We start from the raw sequence: 12,819 nt of genomic DNA, 5'->3' as shown, positions 1-12,819 counted from the left end.
ATTCAGGCAGCCCCCCGAAGCCGCCTTGAGGGCGGCCCCGGGAAAGCCGCTCAGTCCTGGGTGAGGCCGGGATGCGGCATCCGGCCGCCGGGTTCGAAGGCCGGCCCGCCTTCGCCGGCGGTGTCATTGCTGACGGTGCCGAGTTCGACGAGATCATTGGGTTCGCGTTCCATGTCGGGTCCTTTCGCGAGATCATGGTCATGCCCTGTGCCGGGGGCCGGCAGGACCGACCCCCGGGCGGCCCGGTCAGTCCTGGCGGAGACCGGTCTCGAGGATCTTGCCGCCGGCTTCGATGCCGAAGGGGACCTCGCCGGCCGTGTCGGCGCTGACGCTGCCGAGATCGACCAGTTCGTTAAGTTCACGATCCATGATCGCTTCCTTTCAGATTGCCGCGGAATTGCGGCTCCTTCGAAGCTAGGGAGGCGGCGCCGTATAGGAATTTTATACGACTCATATTCTCCGAATATTATCGGAGCGGCTCGGAGCGCTTGCGGATCTCGGCGGCAACCCGCCCCGCGAACCCTGCCCGTCGGCGATGGAAGCGCGTGATTTTGCTGCGCAAAGCGCTCCAGCGCCCGAAGCGGTAGTCTTCCGCCATCGCCTTGAGCGCTTCGCCAGCGTCGGCATCAACGCGGACCTCCAGCGAGCGAATTGTCATGCTCCTCTCCACCATATTGACGATCGCGGCGCGAAGTTCGCCATTCGAGCTGCCGGTCGCGATGGTCCGGAAGAGACTTTCGATCGCCTCCGGATAGGAGTCGTGAGCCGCAAGTTCGATCAGGCCGCCGGGCAAATCCGGCCGCGGCGATCGCCCCTTGAGCGCCATCGACAGGAGCGCCCCGGCCCAGCCATAGAGGTCGACGAGATCGGCCTCGCCAAGGAGGGGCTGCCGGAACCCCTCCTGGTGCCAGCTCTCGATGATCCGCTCCCCCGAGAGGCGGTAGAGGGCATCGCGGACCGGAGTGGCGCTCGAGGCAAGCGTTCTCGAAAGCTGCGCGGCCTCGAGGCGAGTGCCTGGCGGATAGGCGCCAGACAATATGCGTGCCTTCAAATCCAGATAGACCCGCTCCATCGTGGCACCAGGGCTCATGCCGCCAACGCCCCGCGCTCGCCTTCTCCTTCCGGCCGCTGCCCGGCGACATAGTCGGCGAGAAGGGCCTGCTGATCGGGCCGGAGCGCATCGACCGCGGCGATTGGGTCGGCGGGGTAGCCATTGAACAGCACCGACGGACATTGCCCCTCGAAATTGCCGAGATTGGGACGATGCTGCGCATAGCCGGCAAGCGCCGCGAGGTCTGGCGCGAATGTCCGTGCAATCTCCGGCGGATAGGCCAGCCACTGGTTCTCGTAGGGCTTGAGCCAGCCGAGGCAGTAGCTGACGATGATTCCGCGGCGGACGCTGCCGCTCCGATTTCCGCCGGCGCCGTGCAGTGTCGAGCCGAGGAAGACGATCGCGTCGCCGGGCTGGGCCTCCGCAACGATCGGGGTTTCCTTCGATTCCTCCACCAACGCTTCGACGCCATGGCTGCCCGGCCAGATGATCGTCGCGCCATTCTCCTCGGTGAAGGGGGTAAGCGGCCACATGACATTGACGAGATATTCGACCTCGCCGAGAGCGCCCTGCCACATATTCTGGTCACGGTGCGGGAATTGCGCGAGAGCGCCCGGATGAAGCTCGATCGCCTGGGCGAGATTGAGCTGGATCCGGTCGCACCAGTTCCCGAGTACGATCTCGGCGAGCTCGAGGACGGCAGAGTTCATGACCAGATCGCCCATATGTGGCGAGCGGATCAGAAGGCGGCCGAACCGCTTGGTCCTTGTCCCGTAGAAGCCGCCTTCACAAAAAGGCGTCGCCTCGTAGCGTGGCCCGAGATCCTCGGCGATCGCGCCGATTAGCGAAGCCGGAACGGCGTCGCGGAGAACCGTATAGCCCCTTCCCATGAGGTCGCGGGCTGCCGGGGATCGATGCGAACGTGCGTCGAGCGCAGCATGATTGATCAGCATCGTCCTCTCCTCACGCGGCGCAGGCGGCGTCGGTCGCCGCGGCGTCGCTGGCGATGCCGGCCGCAGCGAGCTTGGCAATCGTCGAGGCGTCGATCTCGATCCGCAGCGCCGCGAGCGCTTGTCCCCGATGGAGCACGGGTTCGCCAAGGGCGCGGCAGTCCCAGCCGAAAGTCTGGATCTGGCGGAACCAAGGGAGCTCGGCGACGCCGGTGTAGGTGCGTACGCCATTGGCGAGGGCGAACTCGGCGAGGCCTACCAGGAGCGCGTCGCGTGCGTTCCTGCGCTCGCGCGCCCCGATGCCCGGCGACAGGCAGAAGCGCGTGATCTCGAGCACATCGGGACCTTGCGGCACCTCACCCTCGACGAGACCCGGAAACAGCGTGTCGAGCAGCGCGGGCCGGGTCGTCAGCAGCAGGCGGGCCGAGGCGAGATGATCGCCCTCCTCGGTCGCGACGATCAGGTAGATCGCGTCCTCATTGTCGAACTGGTCGAGCTCGTAGCGGCCGGCGAGCGCGGGAAGGTCCCATTTCAGGAGATCGATGAAGACGCGCTTGCGCGCCTCGAACATGGATCTCAGCACCAGGTGCTCGCGGGTCCGGTTTTGTTGATCGACGATTAGCAGCATGGATAAGCCTCCTTTTGAAAGAGGCGTTCCAATTGAACGGCTTTTCGGACCCGCACCATAGCATGATAGGGGGGTGTCCACGATTTTTCTCAGCGCTTCGCGATGTCCTCGAAGCTGATGTCGCCATCGTACAGCGCCCGCACGGTCAGCGTGATCCCGCCATTCGCCTCATAACGCTGGCGCGCATTGCGCAGATGCTCGCGGACCGTATCGGGACTGAGACCGAGAATAAGCCCGATCTTCCAGACCGGTTCCCCCTTGGCGGCCCATATCAGGCATTCGCGCTGCCGATCGGTGAGCCGCGGCGCGATGCGCGCGAGGGCCGGATTGCCGATTTGCCGCGCAGCATCGAAGGCCGCGCCTCCGATCATGCGAGCGAACTGCAGCGCATCGGCGTTCGCCGCGATCCCCGGCTTCCAGGCGAACGATACCGATCCATGCGCATCGCCGGGAATATGAGCGGGGACCGTGAGCCCGTCGCCAATGCCGTGCCGTAGCGCCTCGCCGAGGATCATCTCGTCCTCGCGCCGTTCGCCTGCCAACGGCTTCATATCGTGCCACAGAAACCCCGCCGAACTCCGCTGGCTCGCACGATGGACCGGATCGGTCACGCCGAGTTTCCGCTCGTCGAACCAATGCGCCCATTCCTCGGGATAGTTATGGATGCGAATGCCGCGATCGGGCGCAGCGAGAAAATCGACGTGATGGCTCAGCGCGAACCAGGAGCAGCCCAAGGCGCGGCAGGCTTCGGACAGGAGGTCGGCGAGCGCCGCCTTGTCCTTCACATGACTGACGTCGAGCGCAAATGCATGCGCGGCGTCCATCGTCGGCATTATGACCTATAGCGCGCCGACCGGCGTTTCCGACCTGCCCGGTCCGCGTGCTCCTCGTCAGTGCAGGCGACCCTGCCCTCTCACAAGGCTGGCCGGCCCGCAACGGTCGATCGCCGCTGGTCAAGGCGATCTTGGGAGAATCTGAAAATGCGGGACAAGTCCATATTATTCAAATATATTCGGAAGATATAACCAGATTGAGGCCATTATTTCGAGAGATCGGCCGGCGTTCGACCGATTTCAACCTTCGCCCGCTAATGGCAGGTCCCCCGAAGTCAGGCGCCCAGATTCTTCAGGGGCATCGAAACAGGACCGTATCCAGCGTCGGGCGGCAGCACCAGAACGGGTTCTCCATTCTCTTCGGCGACCTCGGGCAGCACGGTGACGAGCCTGCGTTGCCTTGCGCGCGAAATGCAATCCTCCGCACTTTCTGCCTCTGCTAGCAGCTTCAGGTTCATCAAGGTCGGAAAGATGATGGTCCGCTCGCCCGCCGCCGCCAATCGGATCGCCTCCCGCGGCGATATCCACTCCACATCGACGGTCTCGCGTCCGTCACAGGCCGCCACCTGTCTCGGCGGCGCGCTTATGGTGTAGAACCAGGTATCGAACCGCTTGGGCATGATAATCGGGGTAATCCACCGGGCGAAGGTGGCGAGTGCGTCGAGATCGAGGCGCACGCCCAATTCGCGAACCACATCGATGAAAGCGATTTCGCCCGTCTCGACCGCGCTGCGCGCCGATGCGTCGCAAGCGCCCTCAAACGGCGCGCCTTGGGCGGTCTGCGCCAGCAGAATCCCCGTTTCCTCGAATGCCTCGCGGATCGCCCCGATGCGCAGGGTTCGCTGGACCGCATCCAGATTGTTCCACCCGATCGCATGCTCGGACCAACGCTCGTCCTTGTCGCCATCATGCGTCTTGCCGCCTGGAAAGACCAAGGCACCGGATGCAAAATCGATCTGGTGATGGCGCTTGACCATCAGGACCTGAAACTCGGGCTGGTCGCGGACCAGGAGCAACGTCGCGGCGGGCTTCGGTTCGGGAACCTGGGGTGCATTGGTCATTTGTGTCTCCTTGGGTCGAGCTGCATCGAAACTCTCTGGTGCGCGCGCAATTCAGTTGCTTCCCGCCGTGCCCATCGGGTCCCGCCGAACATCTGCTGCTGCCGCGCGCATCGAACCGTCACCCTTGGACCACTCTTCGATCAGCGCCCGCAAGGCAGCGGCAAAGGCGAGAGGTTGGTCGAGCATCAAGTGATGTTGTGCGTCCGGAATCGCGATGATCGGGATATCTTCCCCTCCCAGTTCGCGCACGTAGAGGTGGGAATCGGGCGTGAAGAGCTGGCTCTGCTCGCCGTGGACAATCGCCTTTCGACCAGGTGCGGCGATCAGCCGGGGACCGATTTCGAGCCACAGGCGGCGAGAATTGTCGCGCCGGAAGACTGCCGGGGAGAATTTCCACACCCACTCGGCCCCTTGGCGGCGGAGCGCATGATAGGCCATGTAATCCATCAGAAAAGGTTCGCCCACCGGCTGTGGCGGGGCCAGCACGAACCTGGACCGCGCACTCGCGTAATCGGGATAGCGCCGATGAGGCTTGTCGGGATCGCCCGAGCCGGGACTGCTGCGGCCGTTGCTCCAATATTTTTCCAGTTCCGACGGGCGTAGAATCATCATGTCACAGATTATCACTCCCGCAAATGCGGCCGGCGCGAGTTCGAGAGCCTGCAGGGCTACGGCCGACCCGAAGCTGTGCGCTACCAGGATGGGTTTGCGAGCGTGGCCGAACAGGCCAAGGGCATTGGCGACCCCGATCATCTCGCGCCCGCGCGCCGCCATGTCGCAGTCGGGGCGCACGTCGCTGTCGCCCATGCCGGAAAGATCGTAGGCGACTATGTGGTAATCGCGGGACAGGAACGGCGCGATGAAGGCAAAGCAGCGGGCGTGCGACAGGAAGCCGTGGGTCATCAGGACCGGCGGCGCCGCGGGATTACCCCATCGGAAATAGTGAATGCGCACGCCATCGACTGTCACGAAGCCTTCCTCGCGCGGAACCGCCAGCGCCGCGACAAACCAGTCCGGCAGGACCGACGGGTCAGATACCCATTCTTGCACGATATCGGGGACAGTCTCGGTCATCGGTCGTTGCTTTCGTTCATGCCAGCGCGAAGCCGCGATACCCGTCCGCTGCCACGTCTTCGGAAATCTTGGCGAAACCGATCACGCTGGGATAGTTGAGCAATTGTCGAGGTTTACCCGGAATATTGTCGCCCATGTACCAGGACATTGCCCGGGGAAAGAGCGTCATGGACCCGATCGCGGCGACCCCCTCGGTCCATTCACGCTCGGCATCCTCTTCCGCTTCAAACCGCGTGAAGCCGCGGTCGCGCAGCGTCACCAGAAAATCCCGGACCCAGTCCCCCTGGATTTCCGCTGCCGTCGGGCCGTTGGCGAAACCCGACGGGCTCAGCGGCCCGTAGAGATAGGCCAGGTTGGGGAAGCCGTGCACGGCATAGCCGAGATAGGCAGTCACCTGTTCGCGCCAGGTGTCGGCAAGTCTGAGATCATTCCGGCCCCGAATATCGATCTGCATCAGGCCGCCGCGTCCGGCATCGAAGCCGGTAGCGAAAACGATCAGGTCGCATTCGATCAACCCGTCGGCGGTTTCGATCCCCTCGGCTATGATCCGCTGCACCGGTGTCCGCGCGAGGTCCACCAGCGCGACATTTTCCTGAGCGAATATCTCGTAATAGTTTCGCTCGAGCGAGGGACGCTTGGTTCCGAACGGGTGCGGCGGTTCGCTTGGTGCCAGGGTTTCGTGCAAGGCCGGATCGGCAATTCGCGCCCTCACCTTGTCGCGCCAGAAATCATAGGCGTGGCGGTTGGCTTGTTCGCTGGTCAGCAGATCGGCGAAATTGGCGTACCAGAAACGCAAACCCCCAGCCTGCCATTGCTTTTCGAACAAGTATCGCCTTGCCTCCGCATCGACATCGAGCGCCGAAGTGTCGACGCTGCCCGTATCGAAACCGCCAGAGGTCTGAAGGCGAGCTGCAAAGATCGCCGGATAGCCAAGCTTCTCCCGCTCCTGTTGCGCGATCGTCAGAGTTTCCTGTCGCATCGGCAGCGCGAGGATTGGCGTGCGCTGCAGCAGGGTGACGTGCGCCGCTTCGGCGGCCGCTTCCTGCGCCACCTGGACTCCGCTGGCTCCGGTGCCGATGATCGCCACCTTCCGGCCGGCCATGGACAGCCCCCGCTGCGGCCAGTGCGCCGTGTGGTGCCATTCCCCCGCGAAGCTTTCCAATCCCGCGATCTCGGGGACATGGGCCTTTGCCGCAAAGCCAAGGCACGGCAGCAGGTAGCGCGCCCGCAACATATCGCCGGCGTCGGTTGTCACGCGCCAGAGGCGCTCGCTCTCGTCCCAGTGGGCGCTTGCCACCCGGGTCCCCATGGTGATGTGCGACCAGAGTGACAGGCGGTCGCAGACATGGCGGAAATAGGCGCGCAGCTCACGCCATCCGGGATAGCGTTCGCGCCAGGTCCAGTCGCGCCACAGCTCGGGGATCGAATATTCGTAGATCGGCACCTGCGAATCGACGCGCGCGCCGGGATAGCAATTCCAGTACCAGACGCCGCCCGGCTCGGCGGCTGCATCGATCAGCCTCGCATCGAAGCCCGCCTCGCGCAACCGGTGGAGCAGGTAGACCCCGCTGAAGCCGGCGCCGACGATCAACGCCTCACAGTCGCCAACCGGTCCGTTGTTCACGTCGTCGCGCCTTGCGATATCGCGAAGTCTCTTACCGCGGCATAGTCGGCCTTTCCGTTAGATGCGCGCAGCGGGATGGTGGCACGATAAACCGCCTTCGGGGTCTTGTAGCCCGCCAGATGCTTGCGGACGTGCGCCTTGATCTCGGTCTCGTCGAACGCGGCGCTCTCCTCGAGGCGAACTACCGCGGTCACCGCCTGGCCCCATTTCTCGTCCGGTACGCCAACGACGAGCGCATCGGACACGGACTTATGGGTCTTGAGCACCTCCTCGACTTCCTCGGGATAGACTTTTTCGCCGGCCGTGTTGATGCAGACGCTTCCCCGTCCAAGCAGAGTGAGGCTGCCATCGGCCTCCACCCGGCACCAGTCGCCGGGGATCGAGTAGCGCACACCGTCAATGGTCCGAAACGTCTTCGCAGACTTTTCCGGGTCCTTGTAATAGCCTGCCGGTATGGCGCCCTTGCGGGCAATGAAGCCGGGAATTCCGCTCCCTGCTTCGACCCTGGCGTCATTTTCGTCGAAAATGTCGCAATGCTCGCCGATCACGAACCTCGCGGTCTGGACGGACCCCTGAGCGGTGGTCACCGACAGTCCGTAACCCAGCCCTTCGGATGCACCGAAGGCGTCCATCAACGCCACTTGCCGGATGTGCCTGATCAACCCTTCCTTGACCTCGCGGCTCCACATGACGCCCGATGAGATGATCGAGACCAGGCTCGAGGTATCGAATTGCTCCGGCGCGTCGTCCAGAGCGGCCAGCATTGGCTTGGCGAAGGCATCGCCGACGATCGCGATGGACTGCACGGCGTGCTTCTCGACACCGCGCCATAGCTCGGCTGCATCGAACGACAGACTGTCGAGCGTGACGATGCAGCCACCTCCCATCATCGCGCCGAGGGCAGAGAGAAGGCCGGTTCCATGCATCATCGGGCAGGCCGGGAGAAATATCCGGCCAGGGCCGTCGGCGCGGATCATATCGACCGTATCATCCAGGTCCAGGGGCGCCGGGCCGAGCAAACCGGCGGTATCGAGTTGCGCCCTCCGAAGGTCGTCGTGCCGCCACATCACACCTTTGGGCATGCCCGTGGTGCCGCCTGTGTAGATGAACATCATGTCGTCGGGAGAACGGACCATTTCCAGCCGCGATCCGTCTCCTTGCGTCGCCAGTGCTTCATAGGGTTCGGCAAAAGAGGCGATTGCCGCCGGATCGCCGATTTCGACAAAGATCCGGACCTTGCCGAGGCGGTCCTTCAGTTCGACGATGCAATCGCGGAATTCGCTGCTGTAGACGATCACCTCGGCATCGGAATCGTCGAAGATGTAAAGCACCTCGTCGGGCTTGTAACGATAGTTGATATTGACGTGGGTCAGCCGGGCCTTGAAGCAGGCCGCCATCGTTTCGCCATATTCCGGGCGGTTCCGCATGTAGAAGGCGACCTTGGCCCCGGCTTCGATCCCCTCATTGCGCAGCGCGCGCGCAAGATTGTTGGACCGGGCGGACATTTCCGGCCAGGTGATCAGCCGGTCCCCATGGATCAGCGCGGGGGCGTCGTGCGGGAGCACGGGTTCGATCGCATCGAGAATGTCGCCAAAGTTCCAAGCAGTCATTCTCTTCCTCTCTCCCGCCTTATCGTGTCGCCGCGTTCAATCCTTGAAGCTGCGCCGCTTCAGCCCTGACCCGCTCCGGTCCGCCCAGAAGCTGGCGGTCGAAGCCGATCCGCTTGAACCAGAAGTGCAGACCAAGCAGGTCGGTAAAGCCCATGCCGCCATGCACCTCCGTAGCCGTCCTCGCCACGAAGCGGTGGACCTCGCCTGTATGCGATTTCGCGAAACAGGCCGTGAGTGCCGCCTCGTCGGGAAGGACGTCGAAGGCATGCGCGGCGTACCACACCAACGCACGGCATGGTTCGTGCCGCGCCGCCATCTCGGCGCACATGTGCTTGACCGCCTGAAAACTGCCGATGACCCGCCCGAACTGCTCACGCTCTGCGGCATAGGCAACCGCCTGCTCGATCATCGCTTCGCCCGCGCCAAGGCTATCTGCCGCTAGCAATATCCGGCCGGCGTCGCGCAGCCGCCGCGTCGCAAGTCCGCCATCGTCGGCAAGGGGCTCGGCCGCCGCGCCGGTCAACCGCAATTCTCCTACGCTTCGCGTCGCATCGATCGTCTGCAAGGCGATCGGTTCGACCCCGGTCGTCGCGGCAGCAAGCAGGTGAAGGCGCCCCGACGCATCAGCGACAATGAAATGGTCCGCCCCCTCGAAGTCGAGCGCGAACAGCGCGGTGCCGGTCAGCCCGCCGTCTTCGATCCGGACCGAAGCGCCATCGCGCTCTTCGACGATGCCTGCGATCGCGACGCCGAAGCGCGCGGCGCCGGAGGCAATCCGGGGTAGCCAGTCGGCCTGCTGCGCGGGCGAGCCTGCCAGCATCAGCGCGAGCGGGGCGAGCACGCTGCGCCCCAGAAACGGTACGGGCGCCACGGCCCGGCCGAGCTGTTCGGCGACCACCGCCGCATCGAGCATCGTCATTCCCAGTCCGCCATGCGCTTCGGGAACCATCAGGCCGGTCAGCCCGATTTCATGGAGAGCAGCCATGACACGATCGCTGACCGCGCTGCCCGCATCCACACAGAAGCGCACATGATCGAGGGGGCAGGTTTCCGCAAGGCAGCGCCGGACCGCTTCGCCGAGCATCTCCTGTTCGGAGGAAAGACCGAAATCCATCAGGCGACGTCCTTCCGGCCCTCGGCAGAAGCCAGCGCAAGTCGCGGCTCGCGCGGCATGTCGAGGCCACGTTCGGCGATGATGTTCTTCTGAATCTGGGCCGTTCCGCCGCCGATGATGAGACCCAGCTGGAACATGTAGTTCCACTGCCATGTCCCGCCCTCGCGCACGCGCGGACTGTCGCTGTAGAGGATGCCCATTTCGCCCATCGCGTCGATCGCCAGGGCCGAGATCTGATGCGCCAGCTCGCAACTCTGCAGCTTGACGATCAGCTTCGCCATGCCCCCCGCGTCGCCCTTGAGCTGGTTCGAAAGCACGCGCATCCCGTTGTATTTCATCGCCGCGACCTCCGCCTGCAGGGCGACGAGGCGGTCGCGCAGCACGGGATCCTCTATCGCCCGGGCCGATCCGACCCGTTCGTCCCGCATCAGCCGGATCAGGGCCAGCAACCTGTTTTCAAGGGCATCGGGATCGCCCAGCATCCCGCGTTCATGGCCAAGCGTGGCATTGGCGACAAACCAGCCCTGGCCGCGCTGGCCCACGATCTGATCGACCGGTACCCGGACATCGGTGAAGAACGTCTCGTTGAATTCGGCGTGTCCGGTCATCGTCTTGAGCGGACGAACCTCGATGCCCGGCAGATCCATCGGGAAGATCAGATAGGAAATACCCGCGTGCTTGGGCGCCTCGGCCTCGGTCCGCACCAGACAGAAGATCATGTCGGCCTGCCGCGCGGTGCTGGTCCAGATCTTCTGCCCGTTGATCACGAAGTGACCATCTTCCTCGCGGGCGCTGGTGCGCAGGCTGGCAAGATCCGACCCTGCGCCGGGTTCCGAATAGCCTTGGCACCAGACGATTTCGCCCCGCAAGGTCGGCTCGATCCAGCGGCGCTTCTGCTCTTCGGTGCCCAGCTCGAGCAGCGTGGGAACAAGCATCGAAATGCCCTGGTTGGAAAGCCCGGCCGGGACGCCCGCGCGGGCGAACTCCTCCGCGATGATCCGGGCCTTCAATATATCGGGTTCGGCCCCGTAGCCGCCATATTCTCTGGGGATGGTCCGGGCGGTGTAGCCATGCTCGATCAGCAGCTTCTGCCAGGCGACCGCAGCGGCATCGGGCCGGGCGGCGCGCTGCGACGCGTGCGGTGCGCGGTGCCTGTTGCCGGCCAGAAAATCGCGCACTTCGTCACGGAAGCGCTCATATTCGGGCCCATATTCGAGGTTCATGGCGCAATGTCTCCAGGCGCGGCCGGCTGGAACACCGGCAACCGGAAATCGTCGCCCAGCGTCTCGAAGGTCAGTTCGACCGGCATGTCGAGTTCGAGTGCGTCGGGAGAGCATTCGATCAGTCTCGAGGCCATCCGCACCCCTTCCTCGAGCTCGACGACCGCGGCAACGAGCGGGATTTCGTCGGCGAAAGCCGGGTGCAGGGCCTGATGCGTAACGGTCCAAGAGAATAAGGTGCCTTTGCCGCTGCTGGGCAGCCAGGCGAAATCGGTGGAGCCGCAGCGTGCACACATATAGCGGGGAAGGTGCCGCCAGGTGCCGCAGGAGGCGCAACGCTGGAAATGCAGCCGGCCGTCCTGGCACAATCTCCAGAATTCCTGTTCGACGGGGTCCTGCGGACGCGGGCGCGGCTTGGCCGGAACGGCCTGCGCATCGGGGCGCAGCTTGGGAGGAAGTTCGCTATCCCCGCTCATGAGAACCTCCGCAAGATGGCGATGCTGCCGTCGCCCAGATCGCCCCAGCCGGTGACGAGGCCGGTCTGGGCGTTCTCGACCTGCCGATCTCCGCAGTCATGGCGCAGCTGGCGGACCGCCTCGACCACATGGTTGAGGCCCCAGACATGGGCCTCGCTGAGCAGTCCGCCATGAGTATTGAGTGGATAGCGCCCGCCCAGCTCGATCTGCCCATCACGGACGAAATCGAGCTGCCCGCCCGGCTCGCAGTACCCCAGCGCTTCGAGCTGCAGCAGCACTACATAAGTGAAACAGTCGTAGATTTGCAGGAAATCCATGTCCTCGCGGGTCATGCCGGCCATCGCGAACGCTTTCGGGGCGGCGTAGGAGAGTCCGATCTTGAACGGATCCGGGCGGGAGGGAATGTCGTCGGCGGGATAGGGGTGCCCTTCGGCCGCTCCGGCGATCGTCACGGGCACGTGCGGCATGTCGCGCGCGCGGTCGATCCGCGAGACCACCACCGCGCAGGCTCCGTCGGTTTCGAGGCAGCAATCGTAAAGCCGAAAGGGTTCGGAGATCCAGCGGGAGGTCGCGTAGGTATCCCAGTCCAATGGCCGCCCGTAGGTAAACGCCCTGGGATTGAGCTGGGCATGTTTTCGGCAGGCCAGCGCCACGGCGCCCATTGCCTCCGGCCCTACTCCGAACAGCCGCGAGTGGCGGGTCGCCAGCCAGGCGTACATCTGCACCGGCAGAAACACACCATAGGGGATGTAATAGCCCTGGATCGTGTTGGTGAGCGTGGTCATGTTCATCGACCGGGTCGGCGGTGCGCCGGCTTTTGGTCGCAGCGCGGAAAAACCGTTCCAGCCAAGCGTGACAAGAACATGGTCGCACAGACCGGACGCGATAGCCATGGCCGCATTTTGCAGTGCGGTCGTGGGACTGGCTCCGCCCATGTGGACGGTGGCTGCGTAACGCAGCACGTCGATCCCCAAATTGGCGGCCATTTCCTCGGAGGTCGTATAGATCGGCGGCGGGACCATGCCGTCGATGTCTCCCGGTTTGAGCCCCGCGTCGGCGATCGCGCGACGCGAGGCCTCCAGCATCATGTCGACCGCGCTGCGTTCGCTGCCCTTGACGAAATCGGTCTCGCCAATTCCGGTAATCGCGGCCTTGTCGGAAAAACCGTTCACGCGCTT

At 64.2% G+C, this 12,819-nt stretch carries 14 protein-coding genes; all 14 read right to left on the bottom strand.

The genetic code is table 11. The features are described 5' to 3' along the window. Positions 1-50: 50 nt before the first annotated feature. The gene (locus tag ATE67_RS21275; protein ID WP_156416865.1) at positions 51-173 is read right to left on the bottom strand and encodes a benenodin family lasso peptide; all 123 of its coding nucleotides are present in this window, start codon (positions 171-173) and stop codon (positions 51-53) included. Positions 174-246: 73 nt separating this feature from the next. Continuing rightward, positions 247-369 (bottom strand): hypothetical protein, encoded by a 123-nt coding sequence (locus ATE67_RS21975; protein ID WP_269433423.1) that lies wholly within the window; start codon positions 367-369, stop codon positions 247-249. Between the two features lie 97 nt (positions 370-466). Beyond that, positions 467-1,072: a GntR family transcriptional regulator gene (locus ATE67_RS02660; RefSeq protein ID WP_197411867.1), complete on the bottom strand. Its 606-nt coding sequence runs from the start codon at positions 1,070-1,072 to the stop codon at positions 467-469. 14 nt (positions 1,073-1,086) lie between these two features. Beyond that, complete coding sequence (locus ATE67_RS02655; RefSeq protein WP_058815109.1) at positions 1,087-2,004, bottom strand: phytanoyl-CoA dioxygenase family protein; 918 nt, start codon at positions 2,002-2,004, stop codon at positions 1,087-1,089. Between the two features lie 10 nt (positions 2,005-2,014). After that, positions 2,015-2,629 carry an acyl-homoserine-lactone synthase gene (locus ATE67_RS02650; protein ID WP_058815108.1) on the bottom strand — a complete coding sequence of 205 codons (615 nt, stop codon included), beginning with the start codon at positions 2,627-2,629 and terminating at the stop codon, positions 2,015-2,017. A gap of 89 nt (positions 2,630-2,718) precedes the next feature. Continuing rightward, the gene (locus tag ATE67_RS02645; protein WP_058815107.1) at positions 2,719-3,462 is read right to left on the bottom strand and encodes a helix-turn-helix transcriptional regulator; all 744 of its coding nucleotides are present in this window, start codon (positions 3,460-3,462) and stop codon (positions 2,719-2,721) included. 275 nt (positions 3,463-3,737) lie between these two features. Continuing rightward, positions 3,738-4,523 (bottom strand): NUDIX hydrolase, encoded by a 786-nt coding sequence (locus tag ATE67_RS02640; RefSeq protein ID WP_058815106.1) that lies wholly within the window; start codon positions 4,521-4,523, stop codon positions 3,738-3,740. Between the two features lie 51 nt (positions 4,524-4,574). Further along, positions 4,575-5,597 carry an alpha/beta hydrolase gene (locus ATE67_RS02635; RefSeq protein ID WP_082660157.1) on the bottom strand — a complete coding sequence of 341 codons (1,023 nt, stop codon included), beginning with the start codon at positions 5,595-5,597 and terminating at the stop codon, positions 4,575-4,577. Positions 5,598-5,613: 16 nt separating this feature from the next. Further along, positions 5,614-7,221, bottom strand: coding sequence for a flavin-containing monooxygenase (locus ATE67_RS02630; protein ID WP_058815105.1), 1,608 nt, complete (start codon positions 7,219-7,221; stop codon positions 5,614-5,616). Continuing rightward, a complete protein-coding gene (locus ATE67_RS02625; protein ID WP_058815104.1) occupies positions 7,218-8,831 on the bottom strand; it encodes an acyl-CoA synthetase in 1,614 nt (537 codons plus the stop codon). Before ATE67_RS02625 ends, ATE67_RS02630 begins: the two co-directional genes overlap by 4 nt. 19 nt (positions 8,832-8,850) lie before the next feature. Then, positions 8,851-9,945: an acyl-CoA dehydrogenase family protein gene (locus ATE67_RS02620; RefSeq protein ID WP_058815103.1), complete on the bottom strand. Its 1,095-nt coding sequence runs from the start codon at positions 9,943-9,945 to the stop codon at positions 8,851-8,853. Continuing rightward, positions 9,945-11,168 carry an acyl-CoA dehydrogenase family protein gene (locus ATE67_RS02615; protein ID WP_058815102.1) on the bottom strand — a complete coding sequence of 408 codons (1,224 nt, stop codon included), beginning with the start codon at positions 11,166-11,168 and terminating at the stop codon, positions 9,945-9,947. The genes ATE67_RS02620 and ATE67_RS02615 overlap by 1 nt, the downstream gene beginning before the upstream one ends. Further along, positions 11,165-11,641 (bottom strand): Zn-ribbon domain-containing OB-fold protein, encoded by a 477-nt coding sequence (locus tag ATE67_RS02610; protein ID WP_058815101.1) that lies wholly within the window; start codon positions 11,639-11,641, stop codon positions 11,165-11,167. The genes ATE67_RS02615 and ATE67_RS02610 overlap by 4 nt, the downstream gene beginning before the upstream one ends. After that, on the bottom strand, positions 11,638-12,813 hold the full coding sequence (locus ATE67_RS02605) for a thiolase C-terminal domain-containing protein (protein WP_058815100.1): 1,176 nt from the start codon (positions 12,811-12,813) through the stop codon (positions 11,638-11,640). The genes ATE67_RS02610 and ATE67_RS02605 overlap by 4 nt, the downstream gene beginning before the upstream one ends. Positions 12,814-12,819 lie beyond the last annotated feature (6 nt).

The organism is Sphingopyxis sp. H050, assembly GCF_001468265.1.
In the GTDB taxonomy this organism is placed as follows: domain Bacteria; phylum Pseudomonadota; class Alphaproteobacteria; order Sphingomonadales; family Sphingomonadaceae; genus Sphingopyxis.
Note: the sequence above shows the minus strand (reverse complement) of the source record. Positions and strands in the feature narration are given on the sequence as shown.